This is a genomic window from Streptomyces sp. NPDC005955, from assembly GCF_042871255.1.
Taxonomy (GTDB): Bacteria; Actinomycetota; Actinomycetes; order Streptomycetales; family Streptomycetaceae; genus Streptomyces.
In genome coordinates this window covers 691480-710186 of the sequence record NZ_JBIAIF010000001.1, presented here as the reverse complement: position 1 = coordinate 710186, position 18707 = coordinate 691480, and the positions used below count along the sequence as shown (strand labels likewise).

Below are 18707 nucleotides of genomic sequence, written 5' to 3'. Positions count from 1 at the left end.
CGCCGGGACAGCGCCCCCGAGCCGGACAGCGCACCCGAGGCCGGACGCACCAGCTCAGGGGCGCGGGGAACTGCGCAGATTCACCCACGCACCCGCACGGGCCAACGCACGCGCAGCGGATCGCACCCGATCAGGGGCGCGGGGAATGGCGCAAACCCCCAGCGCACCCTGCAGAACAGCGCACGCGAGGCCGGACGCACCAGCTCAGGGGCGCGGGGAACTGCGCAGATTCACCCACGCACCCGCACGGGCCACCGCACGCGCAGCGGATCGCACCTGATCAGGGGCGCGGGGAACGGCGCAAACCCCCAGCGCACCCGCACAGGACAACGCACCCGCACAGGACAGCACACCCCGAGCCGACCGCACGGTCACGTGTGCCGGTGCCCCATCAACCGCGGCTTGGGCTCCAACCCGTGGAGCCCGTGCCACGCGAGGTTCACGAGATGCGCAGCCACCTCCGCCTTCTTCGGACGGCGCACGTCCAACCACCACTGACCGGTCAGGGCGACCATCCCCACCAGCGCCTGCGCGTACAGCGGCGCCAGCTTCGGGTCGAAGCCCCGGCTCTTGAACTCGCGCCCCAGGATGTCCTCGACCTGCGTCGCGATGTCCGAGATCAAGGAGGCGAACGACCCCGTGGACTGGGCGACGGGCGAGTCCCGCACCAGGATGCGGAAGCCGTCGGTGTACTCCTCGATGTAGTCGAGGAGGGCGAACGCGGCCTGTTCGAGCAGCTCCCGCGGATGCCCGGCGGTCAGCGAGCCGGTCACGCCGTCCAACAGCCGGCGCATCTCCCGGTCCACCACCACCGCGTACAGGCCCTCCTTGCCCCCGAAGTGTTCGTACACCACCGGCTTGGACACCCCCGCCTTCGCGGCGATCTCCTCCACCGAGGTGCCCTCGAAACCCTTGGCCGCGAAGAGGGTGCGGCCGATCTCCAGCAGTTGCTGGCGGCGCTCCGCGCCGGTCATCCGGGTGCGGCGGGTGCGCCGCGGCTTCTCGCTGGAGGTGCTGGAGTCGGTCGCCACGCCGTCCATCATGCCGGTTCGGCGGCTTCCTGCTTGCGCCGGGAGTCGATCCGCTCCTGTGACGGCCAGCGCACGTCGTACGCCCAGCCCAGCTTCTCGAACCAGCGGATCAGCCGGGCCGAGGAGTCGACCTGCCCGCGCATCACCCCGTGCCGCGCCGACGTCGGGTCCGCGTGGTGCAGGTTGTGCCAGGACTCGCCGCAGGACAGCACGGCCAGCCACCACACGTTGCCCGAGCGGTCCCGGGACCGGAACGGGCGCTTGCCGACCGCGTGGCAGATGGAGTTGATCGACCAGGTCACGTGGTGCAGCAGGCCCACCCGGACCAGGGAACCCCAGAAGAACCCGGTGAACGCGCCCCACCACGACATGGTCACCAGCCCGCCGATCAGCGCCGGCAGCGTCAGCGAGAGCAGCGTCCAGTACACGAACTGGCGCGAGATGAGACGGATCGCCGGGTCCTTCACCAGGTCCGGGGCGTACTTCTCCTGCGAGGTCTGCTCCTCGTCGAACATCCAGCCGATGTGCGCCCACCACAGGCCCTTGAGGAGCGCCGGCACCGTCTCCCCGTACCGCCACGGCGAGTGCGGGTCGCCCTCCGCGTCGGAGAACTTGTGGTGCTTGCGGTGGTCGGCGACCCACCGCACCAGCGGCCCCTCCACCGCGAGCGAGCCCGCGACGGCCAGCGCGATCCGCAGCGGACGCTTCGCCTTGAAGGAGCCGTGGGTGAAGTAGCGGTGGAAGCCGATCGTGATGCCGTGACAGCCGAGGTAGTAGAAGAAGACGAGCAGCCCCAGGTCCAGCCAGCTCACCCCCCACCCCCAGGCCAGGGGGACGGCGGCGGCGATCGCGAGGAAGGGCACGGCGATGAACAGCACCAGCGTGATCTGCTCGATCGACCCCTTCTGCTCGCCCCCTAGGGTCGCGGACGGAATCGCCTGGTCGGACCCTTCTGACGCCGAGGAGGCGTCGTCGAGCACGTCGGAGCGGGTGGTCATGGGGAGTTCCCTGGGGGGTCGGGGGCATGGGGAGGGGGACGCGTGCGGCCACGGTCCCTACGGTTCCGTAACCTACGGCGACGTAAGTATGGCAGTGCGCCCCCCTCCGGCAAGAGGCCCTTGGCCGCGCGTCCGCTCGGACACCTATCCTGGGGAGCGGCCGGACAGCGTCGTCCGCTCTGTGTTCGTCCCGGGCCCCGAGCGGTGCCAGCCGCCCTCACCACGGACAACCCCGGGTTCCCCTCCAGAAGCGCCTCAACACTGCAAGGAGCCGCACCTGTGAGCAGTGCCGACGACCGGACCACCACCACCAGCCCCGAGCTGCGGGCCGACATCCGCCGACTGGGTGACCTCCTCGGCGAGACCCTGGTCCGCCAGGAGGGTCCCGAACTCCTCGACCTCGTCGAACGCGTCCGCCGCCTCACCCGTGAGGACGGGGAGGCCGCCGCCGAACTCCTCGGCGGTACGGAACTGGAGACCGCCGCCAAGCTGGTGCGCGCCTTCTCCACCTACTTCCACCTCGCGAACGTCACCGAGCAGGTGCACCGCGGGCGCGAACTGCGGGCCAAGCGCGCCGCCGAGGGCGGACTCCTCGCGCGCACCGCCGACCGCCTCAAGGACGCCGACCCCGAGCACCTGCGGGAGACGGTGGCGAACCTCAACGTCCGCCCCGTCTTCACCGCCCACCCGACCGAGGCGGCCCGGCGCAGCGTCCTCAACAAGCTCCGCCGCATCGCCGCCCTGCTGGAGACCCCCGTCGTCGAGGCCGACCGGCGCCGCTACGACACCCGCCTCGCCGAGAACATCGACCTCGTCTGGCAGACAGACGAACTGCGGGTGGTGCGCCCTGAGCCCGCCGACGAGGCCCGCAACGCGATCTACTACCTGGACGAGCTGCACGCCGGAGCCGTCGGCGACGTCCTCGAAGACCTCACCGCCGAACTCGAACGCGTGGGCGTGAAGGTCCCCGAGGGCTCCCGCCCGCTCACCTTCGGCACCTGGATCGGCGGCGACCGCGACGGCAACCCCAACGTCACCCCCCAGGTGACCTGGGACGTCCTGATCCTCCAGCACGAGCACGGCATCAACGACGCCCTGGAACTCGTCGACGAGCTGCGCGGCTTCCTCTCCAACTCCATCCGCTACACCGGGGCCACCGAGGAACTGCTCACCTCCCTCCAGGCCGACCTGGAACGCCTCCCCGAGATCAGCCCCCGGTACAAGCGGCTGAACGCCGAGGAGCCCTACCGCCTCAAGGCCACCTGCATCCGGCAGAAGCTGGAGAACACCAAGACGCGCCTGGCCAGCGGCACCCCGCACGAGTCCGGCCGCGACTACCTGGGCACCGCGGAACTGCTGCGCGACCTCACCCTCGTCCAGACCTCGCTGCGCGAGCACCGGGGCGCGCTGATCGCGGACGGCCGGATGAACCGCACCATCCGCACCCTCGCCGCCTTCGGCCTGCAACTCGCCACCATGGACGTCCGGGAACACGCGGACGCCCACCACCACGCCCTCGGTCAGCTCTTCGACCGGCTCGGCGAGGAGTCCTGGCGCTACACCGACATGCCCCGCGAGAACCGCACCAAGCTGCTCGCCAAGGAGCTGCGCTCGCGCCGTCCGCTCGCCCCGACCCCGGCCCCCCTGGACGCCGCCGGGCTCAAGACCCTCGGCGTCTTCGGCACCATCAAGCGCGCCCTGGAGGTCTTCGGACCCGAGGTCATCGAGTCGTACATCATCTCCATGTGCCAGGGCGCCGACGACGTGTTCGCCGCGACCGTGCTGGCCCGGGACGCCGGACTGATCGACCTGCACGCCGGCTGGGCCAAGATCGGCATCGTTCCGCTGCTGGAGACCACCGACGAGCTGCGCGCCGCCGACGTCATCCTCGACGGCATGCTCGCCGACCCCTCCTACCGGCGGCTGGTCGCCCTGCGCGGCGACGTCCAGGAGGTCATGCTCGGCTACTCCGACTCGTCCAAGTTCGGAGGCATCACCACCAGCCAGTGGGAGATCCACCGCGCCCAGCGCCGACTGCGGGACGTCGCCCACCGCTACGGGGTCCGGCTGCGCCTGTTCCACGGCCGCGGCGGCACCGTCGGCCGTGGCGGCGGCCCCTCGCACGACGCGATCCTCTCGCAGCCCTGGGGCACCCTGGAAGGCGAGATCAAGGTCACCGAGCAGGGCGAGGTCATCTCCGACAAGTACCTCGTGCCGTCCCTGGCCCGGGAGAACCTGGAGCTGACGGTCGCCGCGACCCTCCAGGCGTCGGCCCTGCACACCGCGCCCCGCCAGTCCGTCGAGGCCCTCGCCCGCTGGGACGCGGCCATGGACGTCGTCTCCGACGCCGCCCACGGTGCCTACCGCGAACTGGTCGAGGACCCCGACCTGCCCGCCTACTTCTTCGCCTCCACCCCGGTCGACCAGCTCGCCGACCTGCACCTGGGTTCCCGGCCCTCCCGCCGGCCCGACTCCGGCGCCGGACTCGACGGCCTGCGCGCCATCCCGTGGGTGTTCGGCTGGACCCAGTCCCGCCAGATCGTCCCCGGCTGGTTCGGGGTCGGCTCCGGGCTCAAGGCGCTGCGCGAGGCCGGGCTCGACGGCGTCCTCGACGAGATGCACGAGCACTGGCACTTCTTCCGCAACTTCGTGTCCAACGTCGAGATGACCCTCGCCAAGACCGATCTGCGGATCGCCCGCCACTACGTCGACACGCTGGTGCCCGAGGAGCTCAAGCACGTCTTCGCAGCCATCGAGGCCGAGCACGCGCTCACCTGCCGCGAGGTCATGCGGATCACCGGCGGGGAACGCCTGCTCGACACCCACCCGGTGCTCCAGCAGACCTTCGCCATCCGCGACGCCTACCTGGACCCGATCTCCTACCTCCAGGTGTCGCTGCTCGCCCGCCAGCGGGCCGCTGCCGCCCGGGGCGAGGAGCCCGACCCGTTGCTCGCCCGGGCGCTGCTGCTCACCGTCAACGGGGTCGCCGCCGGTCTGCGCAACACCGGCTGACCCGCGGGGGACCTAGACCGTCACGACGGCCGCCGTCAGCAACGCCAGCGCGGCGGCGGCCGTCGCCCACGCCGTCCGGGGCATCCGCACGCCCCCGGCGATGATCACCGCGGCCAGCAGCAGGGCACCGCCGAGCGGCACCCACGCCCGCAACAGCCCCGCCCGCCCGGTGCGCACCACCTGGTCGGTGTCCGGCTTCACCACGACGGGTATCCGGTCGCCCGGGTCCGCGCCCACCGACTGGTCGAGCACCACCCGCCCGCGCGCCTGCGAACCCGTGGACCCCGGCGCGTAGGCGCCCACGCACTCCTCGGCGTCGCACCCCTCGACCGTCATCGTGCCGCGTTCGCGCCCCTTGGCCAGCATCACGTGCTGCGCCGTGCCCCAGGACGCCCACACCCCGGCGATCAGCAGCAGCAGTGCCACCACGCCCATCAGGGTCCGGCCCGCCCAGGACACCGCGATCCGGCCGGCAGGACGGGAGTGAGCTCTGTGACCCGAGTGGGCGCGCGTCGCCATGGCCCGGATCCTTGGCCATCGCCGACGCCCGGTCAACCGCCCCCCGTGACTTGCCCCGAGATGTACACCCCCCTGTGACCCGCTGCACCCCGGGCGGTCCGCCCGCACGGGCGCCAGGGCCTAGGTGTTGTGCGTGCTCTGCGCCCGCTCCAGGCCGTCCGCGACGAGGCACTCCACCGCGTCGGCGGCCCGGTCGACGAAGTAGTCCAGCTCCTTGCGCTCCGTGGACGAGAAGTCCTTCAGCACGAAGTCGGCGACCTGCATCCGGCCCGGCGGCCGGCCGATGCCGAACCGCACGCGGTGGTAGTCGGGCCCCATCGCCTTCGTCATCGACTTCAGCCCGTTGTGCCCGTTGTCCCCGCCGCCCAGCTTCAGCCGCAGCGTCCCGTAGTCGATGTCCAGCTCGTCGTGGACCGCCACGATGCGCTCGGTGGGCACCTTGTAGAAGTCGCGCAGCGCCGTCACCGGGCCGCCCGACAGGTTCATGTACGACAGGGGCTTGGCGAGCACCACCCGACGGCTCGCCGGCCCGGGCGGACCCGTGCGCCCCTCCAGCACCTGCGCCTGCCCCTTGGTGGCCCGCTTGAACGTCCCGCGCATCCGCGCGGCGAGCAGGTCCACCACCATGAAGCCCACGTTGTGCCGGTTCATGGCGTACCCCGGCCCGGGGTTGCCCAGACCCACCACCAGCCAGGGCGCGTTGACGTCGTCCGTCATCGGTTTCGTGCCTCCTGAAGTCCCCCACGGCCACAGCCGTCGCCCGGACGGGGCGACGGCTGTGGGAAACGGCGATGTTGCGGTGGAGCGGACGTCCCGGTGACCGGGACGCACGGCTCACGCCTCGGCGGTCTCGCCCTCGGCGGCGGCGGGGGCCTCCTCGGCCTGCGCGGCCAGCACCTGGATGACGACGGCGTCGTCCTCGACACCGAGGGACACGCCGGACGGCAGCACGACGTCCTTGGCGAGCACCGAGGCACCGGCCTCCAGGCCGGCCACGGAGACGGTCACCGACTCGGGGATGTGGGTGGCCTCGGCCTCGACGGGCAGCGAGTTGAGCACGTGCTCCAGCAGGAAGTTGCCCGGCGCCAGCTCACCCTCGGTCAGGACGGGGATGTCGACGCTGACCTTCTCGCCGCGCTTCACGAGGAGCAGGTCGACGTGGTCCAGGGAGCCCCGGACGGCGTCGCGCTGGACGGCCTTCGGGATCGCGAGCTCGGTGTGGCCGTCGAGGTCCAGGGAGATCAGGACGTTCGGGGTGCGCAGCGCGAGCAGCAGCTCGTGGCCCGGCAGCGTCAGGTGGACGGGGTCCGTGCCGTGCCCGTAGAGGACGCCGGGGACCTGGTCGGCGCGGCGGATGCGGCGCGCGGCGCCCTTGCCGAACTCGGTACGGGACTGGGCGGTGAGCTTGACCTCGGACATGTGCACTCCTCGTAGATGGGGAATCGATGATGGCCGTCACCCGGCCGTACGACTGGCCTGCTACGAAGAGCGCGTCGATAACGGACCGCCGCACCCAAGAAGTGCGGCCTCCCTCGCCGAGCAACTCGACCAGCTTACTCGGCGGGCAGGCCGCACTCCAAAAGGATCATCCGGTGGCCACCCGGGACCCGTGAACCCAGGACCCGCGCTCACGGGACCGCGCCCACGGGGCCGGGCGGCGCACCGCAGGACCCGCGACGGCTCCCGGGGTCCTGCGCGCGCCCTACTGCTCGTCGAACAGGCTGGTGACCGAGCCGTCCTCGAACACCTCGCGCACCGCCCGGGCGATCGTCGGCGCGATGGACAGGACGGTGATCTTGTCCAGCTCCAGCTCGTTCGGGGTGGGCAGGGTGTTCGTCAGCACGAACTCGCTCACCTTCGAGTTCTTGAGCCGGTCGGCCGCCGGGCCGGACAGCACGCCGTGCGTGGCGGTGACGATGACGTCCTCGGCACCGTGCGCGTACAGGGCGTCCGCCGCGGCGCAGATGGTGCCGCCCGTGTCGATCATGTCGTCCACCAGGACGCAGACGCGGCCCTTCACGTCACCGACGACCTCGTGCACGGTGACCTGGTTGGCCACGTCCTTGTCGCGGCGCTTGTGCACGATCGCCAGCGGTGCGCCCAGCCGGTCGCACCAGCGGTCGGCGACCCGGACCCGGCCGGCGTCCGGCGAGACGACCGTGAGCTTCGAGCGGTCGACCTTGGCGCCCACGTAGTCCGCGAGGATCGGCAGCGCGAACAGGTGGTCCACCGGGCCGTCGAAGAAGCCCTGGATCTGGTCGGTGTGCAGGTCCACCGCGAGGATGCGGTCGGCGCCCGCGGTCTTCATCAGGTCGGCCACCAGACGCGCCGAGATCGGCTCGCGACCGCGGTGCTTCTTGTCCTGGCGGGCGTACCCGTAGAACGGCACGATCACGGTGATGCTCCGCGCCGACGCCCGCTTCAGGGCGTCGATCATGATGAGCTGCTCCATGATCCACTTGTTGATCGGCGCGGTGTGGCTCTGGATCAGATAACAGTCCGCGCCGCGCGCCGACTCCTGGTAACGGACGTAGATCTCACCATTGGCGAAATCGAACGCCTTGGTCGGCACGATGCCGACTCCCAGCTGGTGGGCGACCTCCTCGGCCAACTCGGGGTGGGCGCGGCCGGAGAAGAGCATCAGTTTCTTCTCGCCGGTCGTCTTGATCCCGGTCACAGCACAGTCTCCTCGACGTGTTCGCAGCTGCTGCACCCGTCCGCGTTCCGCACCGACGAGTCAGCCGAATCAAATGCCCCAGTCCAGCGGAATGAGTGCACCTATCACGGTACGCGCTATCGGACGCACCCGAATCCGGTCAGCTTTCGCCAGTGGCCTCCCCGGCCGCCGACTCGGCGGCCTTCGCCGCCGCGCTCCCCGGACGCTTGCGGGCCACCCAACCCTCGATGTTCCGTTGCTGGCCCCGGGCCACCGCCAGCGAACCCGCCGGAACGTCCTTGGTGATCACGGACCCGGCGGCGGTGTACGCGCCGTCCCCGATCGTGACGGGCGCCACAAGCATGTTGTCCGCGCCGGTGCGGCAGTGCGAGCCCACCGTGGTGTGGTGCTTGTCCTGGCCGTCGTAGTTCACGAACACGCTCGCGGCGCCGATGTTCGTGAAGTCGCCGATCGTCGCGTCCCCCACGTACGACAGGTGCGGCACCTTGGTGCCCTCGCCGATCGAGGCGTTCTTCATCTCCACGAACGACCCCGCCTTGGAGGCCGGACCGAGCCGCGTGCCGGGCCGCAGGTACGTGAACGGGCCCACCGACGCCCCCGCGCCCACCTCGGCCGAGTCGGCCACCGTGTTGTCGACCCGGGCGCCCGCGCCGACCACCGTGTCCCGCAGCCGGGTGTGGGGGCCCACCTCGGCGCCCTCGCCGATCCGCGTCGCACCGAGCAACTGCGTACCCGGCCACACCACGGCGTCCCGCTCGAAGGACACCGACACGTCGACCCAGGTCGAGTCCGGGTCCATCACCGTGACGCCGTCCAGCATCGCCCGCTCCACCAGCCGCGCGTTCAGCGTCCGCCGCGCCTCGGCCAGCTGCACCCGGTTGTTGATCCCGGCGATCTCCCGGTGGTCCGCCGCGACCGAGGCGCCCACCCGGTGCCCGGCCTCGCGCAGGATGCCCAGCACGTCGGTCAGGTACTCCTCGCCCTGGCTGTTGTCCGTGCGCACCCGACCCAGGGCGTCCGCCAGCAGCACCCCGTCGAAGGCGAACACCCCCGAGTTGATCTCCCGGACCGCGCGCTGCGCCGCGGAGGCGTCCTTGTGCTCCACGATCGCCGTCACCGCGCCCGACGCCGGGTCCCGGACGATCCGTCCGTACCCCGTGGCGTCCGGCACCTCGGCCGTCAGCACGGTCACCGCGTTGCCGTCCGCGGCGTGCGTGCGCGCCAGCTCCTCCAGCGTCGCGCCGGTGAGCAGCGGAGTGTCCCCGCAGACCACGATCACGGTGCCGGTGAGGGTGCCGCCCCACTCCGCGAGGCCCGTGCGGACCGCGTGCCCGGTGCCGTTCTGCTCGTGCTGCACGGCGGTGCGGGTCTGCGGGTCGATCGCCGCCAGGTGCTCCGTGACCTGTTCGCGGGCGTGCCCCACGACCACCACGAGCCGCTCCGGCTCCAGTTCGCGGGCGGCGGCCAGCACGTGGCCCACCAGGGAACGGCCGCAGATCTCGTGCAGGACCTTGGGTGTGGCCGATTTCATACGGGTGCCCTCACCCGCTGCGAGAACGACGACGGCGGCCGGGCGAATGGCGCTCACGGTATGCCCTTCGGCTTTCGGTGCTTGGTGCTGACATCCGCAGGATACCGGGGCGTACGGGGCCGGAAATGGGCGCGGGCCCCGACCTGGTGGCAGGGGCCCGAACGCCGTGGCTCCGCCGGCTGGATTCGAACCAGCACTACAAGGCTTCAAAGGCCTGCGGGCTACCGTTACCCCACGGCGGATCACTGCCCCGAACCTTACCCGAGTCGACCGTGCCCGCCGTCAAGTTCCCGGTCGAACACCGGCCGTCCGACGGCGGGGTGGCCCGGCACCGCCGGCGGGGCGCGCGGGCCGTGCGCCCACCCGTCGAAACTCCCCGGGCGGCGTGCGCCCACCCCCGTACGCTGGGGGCATGACCACGACGGGGGAAGTCCACCGCGCGGCCTTGACCGGGCCGTGGTGGTGGGCACGGCGGCGCAGTGCCGTACTGGACGTCACATTGGCCGTGGTGTCGGCCGTGGAGTGCGCACGACAGGGCATCACCTTCGCGCGGGACGTCGGCCTGCCCTTCGCGGTGGGCCTGGTGTTCGGCCTGCTCGCCGGCGCGACCCTAGTGGTGCGGCGGCGGTGGCCCGTCGCAGTGGTGCTCGTCGCCATCGCGGTCACCCCCGCGGAGATGGGCTTCCTGCTCAGCGTGGTGGGCCTCTACTCGCTGGCCGCCTCGGAGTGCCCGCGCCGGATCACCGCGGGCCTCGCCGGGATGTCCCTGGTCGCCGTGCTGATCGTCTCGTACGTGCGCACCGACCAGCAGGCGGACGCCGGGGTGGTGCCCGGCGAGGGGTGGGTCGTCACGTTCATCGCCCTGACGATGTCCCTCGGGCTGACCGCCCCGCCGGTGCTGCTCGGCCTGTACGTCGGGGCGCGGCGCCGGCTGATGGAGAGCCTGCGGGAACGGGCCGACTCGCTGGAGCGGGAGTTGCAGTTGCTCGCGGAGCGCGCGGAGGAGCGCGCGGAGTGGGCGCGCAGCGAGGAGCGCACCCGGATCGCCCGCGAGATGCACGACGTGGTGGCGCACCGGGTCTCGCTGATGGTGGTGCACGCGGCGGCGCTCCAGGCGGTGGCCCGCAAGGACCCCGAGAAGGCGGTGCGCAACGCCGCCCTGGTGGGCGACATGGGGCGGCAGGCGCTGAGCGAGCTGCGGGAGATGTTGGGGGTGCTGCGGACCGGCGACGGCTTGTCCGCGCCCGCCGCGGGCAACGAGCGCCGGGGCCGCGCGGAGCCGGTGCCGCTGGCCGCGGTGGGGGCCGCCGCCGCGGCGGCCGCCTCGCGGGCCGCCGGACCCGCCCCGGTGGGGGAGGGCCCCTGTCTGGCGGACCTGGACGAGTTGGTGGGCCAGTCGCGGGTGGCGGGCGTGGCGGTCGTGCTGTCCGTGGAGGGGGAACTGCGGGCGTACGCGGCCGAGGTGGAGCAGACGGCGTTCCGGGTGGTGCAGGAGGCGCTGACCAACGTCCACAAGCACGCGGCGGGCGCGAAGACGTACGTGCGCCTGGCGCACCGGTTGTCCGAGATCGCGATGCAGGTGGAGAACGAGGCGCCGCCGCCGGTCGCCGAGGGCGGCGCCGGTGCGCGGCTGCCCAGCGGGGGCAACGGGCTGGTGGGCATGCGGGAGCGGGTCGGCGCCCTGGGCGGCGTGTTCGTGTCGGGGCCCACCGACGCCGGCGGGTTCCGGGTGTCCGCGGTGATCCCCTGCGGCGCGGCCTGACCGGGGCCCCCGCCGCTCGGCCCCCGCACCACGGGCCCGTTACGACGCCGGTGCGGTGGTGAGGCGGGGCGGCAGGGCGCCGGTGACCAGCGTGATGAGCGCGCTGTCCAGATCGGGCCCCAAGTACCAGTCGCCGGTGTGGTCGAGCCCGTAGACGCGGCCTTCGGCGTCGATGGCGAGCAGCGCCTGGTGGTCGCCCGGGGCGGGGGAGCCCGCGACGATCTCCTCGCCGAGGGGGCTGACTTCGGTGCCGAGCGCACGGCCCAGGTCGGCGAGGGTGCGGGCGAGGTGCAGACCGTGCAGCGGGTCGAGGCGTACGGCGGTCGGCGCGACCGGCCGACCCGGCCCGGGAGGCATCGGCCCGGGGGCGAGGTGCAGGCCGCCGAACTCGGCCCACGCCTCGACGGCCGCGGGGAAGACGGCGTGTTCGTGTCCGCCGGGCGAGGTGTGGGCGCGCAGGGTGTCGGCCCAGTACTCGGCCTGCTTTATGTCCCAGCGGCCGGGCTCCCAGCCCGCTGCGCGCAGCGCGGCGTCGACGGGGACGGGGAAGCGGGTGGTGGAGCTGCGGTCGGGCTGCATCTGCTCTCGTTCGTGGGGGTGCGGGGCGGGTGCTACGCGTACTACGGCCGGCTCGGTGCTACGGGTCTACGGGTGGTGCGGGTGGGCGTCGGGCGGTCGACCTGCGGCTGCTCGGGGCGGTCATCGGGGGCCGATGACGCGGACGCCGAAGTGGCTGGCCAGGGCGGTGCAGGCCCGGCACGGGTGGGAGAAGGTGCCGTGCAGCGGGTCGTCGTCCTCGCGGATGCGGCGGGTGGTGAGCTTGGCGTGCCGCAGCGCCTTGCGGGCCTCGCCGTTCGTCATCGGCTTGCGACGGGCGCGCTTGGAGCGCTCGCCGTCCGCGGTGGTGAGGTGCCGGGAGATGAGGAGCGTCTCCGCGCAGCGCCCGGTGTAGCGGTCGCGGCGGTCGCTGGTGAGGGTGTCCAGGAAGTCCTGGACGAGGGGGTGCAGCGCGGGGGGCCGGTCGCCGCGGGCCGCCGTGCCCGTGAGGGTGGCGCCGTGCACGGAGAGCGCCGCCGCGACGGTCGGGAGGATGCCGTCACGACGGTGGGCGAGGACCGGGGCGTCCAGGGTGCGCTCGGTGCTCCAGCCCACCCGGGGGTCACCGGTCGCGGTGGCGGACCTCGTCGGCCCGGCGGGCCGCGCGGACCCCGTCCGCGGTGCCGGTTGTGCCTGTGGTGTTCTCATCGGGTGCGTGTTCCCTCCCCGCGGGAGGGTGCCTGGCTGGTCGTCGCCACCCCGCGTGCGGTGTATCAGCCTGCCAAATTCCGGCGCCGCTGTGGAAGCTGCGGCGTTGCGGGGCAGGCCGTCTCGCGTGTCGCTCGTCGTACGGTCACGTCGGTGTGACAGCAGGTCACCGAATCGGTGGCCCGATGACCGCCGTTGCGGTTCGGCATAGGCTGTCGCCGACTCACGTTCCGTCCGCATCGATGACGTACATGATCACGCATCGATCGATCCCAGCGCCGCAGGGGGGCTACCGCCATGACGACAGGTCGGCTCGGGCAGCAGGCCGCGCCGCCGAACGCGGCGTACGCCGGGCAGGTCGTGCACTTCCCGGACCCGGTCCGGGCCGCACGCCACCCCCGGGGGGTGCGGGTGGACGAGCACGGCCACCCGGACTTCGCACCGTACGCCCGGGCCGCCGCCGAGATCGCCGAGCCACCGGCCGGCTTCGGCGTGGACGAGCTGCGGTTGACGGACTACGTCTCGGCGAACGCGGTGCTCGCGGCGGAACGCCACGCGCTGTGGGAGTCGGGGTCCCCGGTGGCGACCCCGCACGGCTGGACCTGGCACCACGTGCCGGGCACCCGGCGGCTGGAGTTGGTCCCCGTCGAGGTGAAGGCGCTGTTGCGGCACCACGGCGGACTGACGACCACCCCGGTGGACCAGGACAAGCGCGGTACGCGCCCGCTCCAGGAGACCCGCCCGGTGCACTTCGGCCTGCCCCGCGGCGCGGTGGCGGTCACGGAGGCGCAGGTCCAGTCGGTGGAGGAGGAACTCGGCTACCGACTGCCCGGCGCCTACCGTTCGTTCCTGAAGGCGGCGGGCGGCTGCGCCCCCGTGGGGGCGGCGCTGGACGCGGAACTGGGCCTGCTGGTGGACCAGCCGTTCTTCACGGTGCGCGACGAGGCCGCGATCAACGACCTCGTCTACATGAACAAGTGCCTGCGCGACCACCTGACCAAGGACTACCTCGGCATCGGGTTCGTCCAGGGCGGTCTGTTGGCGGTCAAGGTGCGCGGCGAGCTGCCCGGTTCGGTGTGGTTCTGCGCCCATGACGACGCCCGGGACCGGGACGGCTTCCCGGTGGAGGAGCGGATGCGGACGTTGCTGCTGCCGTGCGGCGACGACTTCGACGTGTTCCTGTCGCGGCTCGCGGGCGGTCCGCCGGAGTTGGAGACGGTGGCGAACCTGATGGTCGACGGTGGGTTCGCGCGGTCGGTGCCGGTCGGCGGCGCCGAGTCGAACGCGCAGGTCGCGGGGGAGTGAGTACTCGATGGTGACGTTCGCACAGGCGCAGGAGCGCGGCGAGGAGTGGGTCAACGGCGACGTCCCCGCGTACCAGCACCGGGAGGTGCGGGTGCGTGAGTTCGGGCTCGGCTTCGTGGTGTGGGCGGAGGACCGCCCGGAGGGCCCGCGGTCGGACGGCGGCGCACAGCGGCTGGTCATCGCCCGGGACGGCGGTGAGGCGACGCTGTGGCCGGGGCTGCCGGTGGGCGAGGTGATCCGCCGGTACGAGGAGGAGTACGGGGCGGTGCAGGGCCCGGCGGAGGACGCCGTACCGGCGGCGCCGGAGCGGATCGACCTGCACCAGACGTCGTTCCTGCTGAGCCCTCCGGAGTGGTTGCAGGAGGCGGCGGACAAGTTGGGCATCCCGGATCAGCGTCGGGACGCCGAGCAGCGCCGTGACGGCGGGGGCGCCGGGGATGTCGGTGCGGCCGGTGCCGGTGCCGGTGCGGGTGCTCCGGGTGCCGTCTCCGCTTCGGGCGGGGCCGGGGTGCCCGGGGACGCCTTCCCCGGGGCGGCGGTTGCGCCGGCGCCGACCATGGCCGGCCCTCCCGGGTTGGCGCGGACGGTGGCCGGTCCCGGCGGGGCCGCCGACGGCCCGGTCGAGGGTCGCGGCGACGGTCGGGTCCCGGACGCCGTGCCGGTGCCCGGCGGTGGCGCGGCGTCCGGAGAGACCCCGTGGGCCGGGACCGACACCTCGGGCGGCGCGGACGAGGCGGGCTCCGTGCCGCTGCCGGACACGGTGTTCGCGGCGCCCGTCGTCCCGGAGAACGTTCCGCCGGCGGTGGCGCCGGACGCCCCCACCGCGCTGATTCCCGGGGGCAGCCAGTTGCCGCCGACCGCGCTGGCGCAGGCGCTGCCCCCGTCGGCGGGTCAGCCAGGTGTTCCGGCGGGCCCGGCGGTGCCGCCTTCGGCGCCCGCGCCCGGGGCGACCCCGCCGCCCGGTGCTCCGCAGGGCGCGCCGTACGGCGCGTCGCCGCAGGGTGCCCCGTACGGCACGCCGGCCCAGGGCTTTCCGGCCGGTGCGGCTGGTACCGGTGGTGCGACTGGTCCCGGTGGGCCGGCTGGATCCGGCGGTGCCGCGGGGCAGGGAGGCGCGGGCGGCTCGTTGCCGCCGGGCGCCCAGGACATCGCGGACGCGGCGACGAGCAAGGCCCAGCGACCGCCCCGCAAGTCCCGGGGCGGCGCCGTGCCCCCGCCTCCGCCGCCGCCGGGCGTGCCGGGCGTCCCCGGGGGGTCCGGGTCGCGTCCGGGACCGCCCCCGCCGCCTTCGGGCCCGGGAGCTCCCGGTACGCCGGCCGGGGGTTACGTCCCCACCCAGCTGATGCCGTCGGTCCCCCCGGAGCAGCCGGGCGGTCCCGGCACCCCGCCGGGCGGTACCCCGGGCGCACCCCAGTCCCCGGCTCCGCCCGGTCCGCCGGGCGGTCCCGGTGGTGGGGTGCACCACGCGGCGACGATGCTCGCGGGTCCGGCGGTGCAGGGCCCGCCGGGTCCTGGCGCGCCCCCGCCGCCCGGTGCGCCCGGTGCGCCCGGTGCTCCTGGGGCGCACGGCGTTCCCGGTGTTCCCGGTGGTCCGCCGGCCGGTGCGGCTCCCGCCTACGGGTACCCGTCCGCCCCCGTGGGACAGCCGATGGTGGGCCCCGGGTACCAGGCGGTGCTGCGGTACCGGGCGGCCGACGGTTCGGAGCAGCAGCTGATCCGGCGGTCCGCGCCGGGCACCCCCCACCCGGAGTGGCAGATCCTGCACGAACTGCGGGCGTTGAACGTGCCCCCGCAACAGGTGCTGGAACTGCACACCGAGTTGGAGTCGTGCGAACTGCCGGGCGCGTACTGCGCCCGCATGATCCGGGAGAGTTGGCCGCAGGCCCGCATCACGAGCATCGCCCCGTACGGCACGGACCACGCGTCACGCCAGCAGGGCATGCGACAGCTGTTGGAGCACCAGGGCGAGTTGCACCAGGTCGCGGACGGGCCGGCCCGTCCCGCACCGGTGCGGGCTCCGCTGCCGCCGCCGCAGCCGGTGCCGCCCGCCCCGCCGGAGGCGGTCGCCCAGGAGTTGGCGGCGGCGTTCGGGCCGGGGGTCTTCCGGTTCGACCAGCACGCGGTGTCCCGGCAGGGCGTGCCCGAGGCGGTCGCGGTGACGCTCATGTGGGCGGGGCTGCCGATCGAGGTGGGTCCGTTCTTCTGGGCGCAGGCCCAGCCGGGGCGCCCGGTGCCGACGTTGGCGGAGCTGGCGCAGGAGCGCGGGGTCCAGCCCGCTCCGGACGCGGGCTCGTACCTGGTGGTGGGCAGCGACTTCGGCAAGGCGATCTGCGTCCAGTACGGCACCGCGAACATCGTCGCCGTGCCGGTCGAGGCGGGCCCGGGCGGCACGGTGGTGGCACCGCAGTTCGTCAACTCGGGGCTGCCGGAGTTCGTACGGTGCCTGGCGCTGCTCGGTCGGATGTGGCGGTTGCGGTACGGGCTCAACCAGGAGCAGGCGGCGCGCTGGACGGTCGACTTCCAGGCCCAGTTGGTGGCGCTCGACCCGGCGGCGCTGGGTTCGCCGGAGGGCTGGTGGTCCGTGCTGCTGGAACAGATGTGGGACGGCCTGCTGTAGGCCCGGCCAAGGCGCTCGACCTGGACCAGGTCGAGCGCCTTTCGCCTGCCCCGTCCCGCCCGGTGCGCTGTCCCGTGCGGGTGCGCTGCCATTTCGCGCAGTTCCCCGCGCCCCTATCGGGTGCGTCCACCTGCGGGTGCGTGGTGGTTGCTCGCGCAGTTCCCCGCGCCCCTAACGGGGCGTCCCTCCAGGCGTGCGCTGTCCCGAGCGCAAGCGCCCCATCCAGGGGCGCGGGGAACTGCGCGAAATCCACCGCGCACCGCACGGGACAGCGCACCGGCAGGTGAACGCACGGGATCAGGGGCGCGGGGAACTGCGCGAAGCCACAGCGCACGCGCGCAGGACCCCGTACCGGATGGTGCACGCACCCGATAGAGGGGCGCGGGGAACTGCGCGAAACCACCACGTACCGAGCGGAGCCGCGCACGCGCAGCGGGACGCACCGAGGGGGCGCGGGGAACGGCGCGAGCAACCACAGCGCACCCGCCCACCCACACGGACCAGAGTGGCATGGGCGTGCTGCGTGGGTATGGGAAGGGAAGACCCCGATTCCGACTTTCAGCGGCTTTGGGAGCATCCTTGAGCGAGCGGACGGACGGAGTACGGGGTGGAATCCGTTCCCGGAGGGATCGGGACGGGCCCGGCTCCCCCGTGGGTCCCGGTCGCGCGAGGAGAGGAAACACAGGTGAGCAGTGCAGCAGCGGCGTCGCCCCACGGCTTCGGAACGCAACGCGGCCGTGGCTACCGCCCGGAACAGGTGGACCGACGGATCACGGAACTGTCCCGGCTGCGCGACGACGCATGGGAGCGGGCCGCCCGACTGACCGTCCTGGCGAAGGAGATGGACGCGGAGGCGGCGTCGCTGAGGGAGAAGGCGGCGACCCTCGCCCCGCAGACGTACGAGTCGCTGGGGGAGCGCGCGGTGCTCATCCTGACCTCGGCCGAGGCGGAGGCCGCCGCGGTCCTGGAGGCCGTCCTGGAGGAGGCCGCGCGGACGCTCGCCGAAGGGGAGGAAGCCGGGCGGCTGCTCCGGGCGGCAGCCGAACAGGACGCGCGCGCGGTGCGCGACGCGGCGACCGCCCGGGCGGAGGAACGGGTCGCGGCCGGTCAGACGGAGGCGGGCGCCCTCCGCACGTCGGCGCAGGAGGACGTGAAGGAGTGGCGCGCCCAGGCGGAGCGGGTGCTCGACGACACCCGGCAGCGGACCGCGACCGTCCTCGCCGAGCAGGAGCGGGACCTCGCGGACCGGGGCCGGACGGCCGACCGGTCCCTCGCCGAGCGGGAGAGCGAGGCCGACGCGGCGCGCGACGAACTCCTGGCCCGCGCCGAGGCCCGGCTCGCGGAGACGGAACGCGCCCATGCGGACACGGAGGAGGCCGCGCGGCGCGGCCAGCAGGACGCGGAGGCCGAGGCGGCACGGGTGCTCGCGGAGGCGGAGGCCCGCGAGGAGCGGATCGCCCGGGAGACGGAACGGGTGCTGCGGGAGCACGGGGAGCGGTGGGACGAGGTACGGGCCCACATGGCGCACGTGCGCAGCAGCCTGGCCGCGCTGACGGGCGCGGTGCCCGAGGAGTAGGCCCCGGACGCGGGGCCCTGGTGAGCCGCGGTACGGCGTCCCGGCCGAGGCCGTCGTCCTCGACGGCCTCGGCCCGGGGACGGTCGGGTGCGGCCGGTGCGGGGTGCCCGGAAAGCGTGTCGGCGGGGGCGCAGGACGGTCTTCGTCCGGCGCGGGCTTGACCTTCACGTGGTGAGAGGGAGCAGTCTGGGCTGCGAGCAACGGAGTACTCGACCCTGAGAGTTCTCCCTCCGCGGGCGGAGAACCCCTAGGGGTACCTCGGTAGGAGGGTGTGGTTCGGCTTCGTACCACCGGAGGACGTGGCGGCCCGCTCGCGTCCTTAGATTGGTCCTACACGGCGGGGGGAGCGCCGGGACCGACGGGTCCGGTGGCCCCCCTGCGGTGGACCGCAGGGCCGGGGGTGGGGTTTTCCCCAGGGAAAGACTGCGCTCTGC

At 73.4% G+C, this 18707-nt stretch carries 14 protein-coding genes and 1 tRNA gene; 5 read left to right on the top strand and 10 right to left on the bottom strand.

The features are described from left to right. Positions 1 to 371 precede the first annotated feature (371 nt). Together ACFYOU_RS03015 and ACFYOU_RS03010 are read right to left on the bottom strand one after the other, a co-directional pair. Entirely contained in the window at positions 372 to 1043 is a 672-nt protein-coding gene (locus tag ACFYOU_RS03015) for a TetR family transcriptional regulator (RefSeq protein WP_385486629.1), read from the bottom strand. Then, entirely contained in the window at positions 1040 to 2029 is a 990-nt protein-coding gene (locus ACFYOU_RS03010) for an acyl-CoA desaturase (RefSeq protein WP_389762076.1), read from the bottom strand. Before ACFYOU_RS03010 ends, ACFYOU_RS03015 begins: the two co-directional genes overlap by 4 nt. Before the next feature lie 279 nt (positions 2030 to 2308). Between ACFYOU_RS03010 and ppc the strand changes: the two genes are divergently transcribed. Then, positions 2309 to 5041, top strand: coding sequence for a phosphoenolpyruvate carboxylase (gene ppc / locus ACFYOU_RS03005; protein ID WP_391303076.1), 2733 nt, complete (start codon positions 2309 to 2311; stop codon positions 5039 to 5041). A 12-nt stretch (positions 5042 to 5053) separates the two neighbouring features. On the opposite strand, the gene ACFYOU_RS03000 is transcribed toward ppc, so the two are convergent. From ACFYOU_RS03000 to ACFYOU_RS02975, 6 genes are all read right to left on the bottom strand, one after another. Next, positions 5054 to 5560 (bottom strand): hypothetical protein, encoded by a 507-nt coding sequence (locus ACFYOU_RS03000; protein WP_385756168.1) that lies wholly within the window; start codon positions 5558 to 5560, stop codon positions 5054 to 5056. 120 nt (positions 5561 to 5680) lie between these two features. Further along, positions 5681 to 6277, bottom strand: coding sequence for an aminoacyl-tRNA hydrolase (gene pth, locus ACFYOU_RS02995; RefSeq protein WP_391303073.1), 597 nt, complete (start codon positions 6275 to 6277; stop codon positions 5681 to 5683). Between the two features lie 117 nt (positions 6278 to 6394). After that, positions 6395 to 6979 (bottom strand): 50S ribosomal protein L25/general stress protein Ctc, encoded by a 585-nt coding sequence (locus ACFYOU_RS02990; RefSeq protein WP_389762070.1) that lies wholly within the window; start codon positions 6977 to 6979, stop codon positions 6395 to 6397. Between the two features lie 283 nt (positions 6980 to 7262). After that, a complete protein-coding gene (locus tag ACFYOU_RS02985; RefSeq protein ID WP_386998958.1) occupies positions 7263 to 8237 on the bottom strand; it encodes a ribose-phosphate diphosphokinase in 975 nt (324 codons plus the stop codon). 139 nt (positions 8238 to 8376) lie between these two features. Beyond that, the gene (glmU, locus tag ACFYOU_RS02980) at positions 8377 to 9825 is read right to left on the bottom strand and encodes a bifunctional UDP-N-acetylglucosamine diphosphorylase/glucosamine-1-phosphate N-acetyltransferase GlmU (RefSeq protein ID WP_391303070.1); all 1449 of its coding nucleotides are present in this window, start codon (positions 9823 to 9825) and stop codon (positions 8377 to 8379) included. 110 nt (positions 9826 to 9935) lie between these two features. Beyond that, a tRNA-Gln gene (locus ACFYOU_RS02975) sits at positions 9936 to 10010 on the bottom strand. Positions 10011 to 10180: 170 nt separating this feature from the next. Here ACFYOU_RS02975 and ACFYOU_RS02970 point away from each other — a divergent pair. Continuing rightward, positions 10181 to 11530, top strand: a complete 1350-nt coding sequence (locus ACFYOU_RS02970; RefSeq protein WP_391303068.1) for a histidine kinase — start codon at positions 10181 to 10183, stop codon at positions 11528 to 11530. A gap of 39 nt (positions 11531 to 11569) precedes the next feature. Here the strand turns inward: ACFYOU_RS02970 and ACFYOU_RS02965 are convergent, their stop codons facing one another. Then, positions 11570 to 12109, bottom strand: a complete 540-nt coding sequence (locus tag ACFYOU_RS02965; RefSeq protein ID WP_391303066.1) for an SUKH-3 domain-containing protein — start codon at positions 12107 to 12109, stop codon at positions 11570 to 11572. Positions 12110 to 12229: 120 nt separating this feature from the next. Then, positions 12230 to 12775: a YwqJ-related putative deaminase gene (locus ACFYOU_RS02960; RefSeq protein ID WP_389762062.1), complete on the bottom strand. Its 546-nt coding sequence runs from the start codon at positions 12773 to 12775 to the stop codon at positions 12230 to 12232. A 297-nt stretch (positions 12776 to 13072) separates the two neighbouring features. Here ACFYOU_RS02960 and ACFYOU_RS02955 point away from each other — a divergent pair, with 297 nt between their 5' ends. The 3 genes from ACFYOU_RS02955 (at position 13073) to ACFYOU_RS02945 (ending at position 18273) form a co-directional block, all read left to right on the top strand. After that, on the top strand, positions 13073 to 14080 hold the full coding sequence (locus tag ACFYOU_RS02955; protein WP_389762060.1) for an SMI1/KNR4 family protein: 1008 nt from the start codon (positions 13073 to 13075) through the stop codon (positions 14078 to 14080). Positions 14081 to 14087: 7 nt separating this feature from the next. After that, positions 14088 to 16697 (top strand): SUKH-4 family immunity protein, encoded by a 2610-nt coding sequence (locus tag ACFYOU_RS02950; RefSeq protein WP_391303063.1) that lies wholly within the window; start codon positions 14088 to 14090, stop codon positions 16695 to 16697. A 685-nt stretch (positions 16698 to 17382) separates the two neighbouring features. After that, positions 17383 to 18273 (top strand): cellulose-binding protein, encoded by an 891-nt coding sequence (locus ACFYOU_RS02945; RefSeq protein WP_391303061.1) that lies wholly within the window; start codon positions 17383 to 17385, stop codon positions 18271 to 18273. Positions 18274 to 18707: the final 434 nt, after the last annotated feature.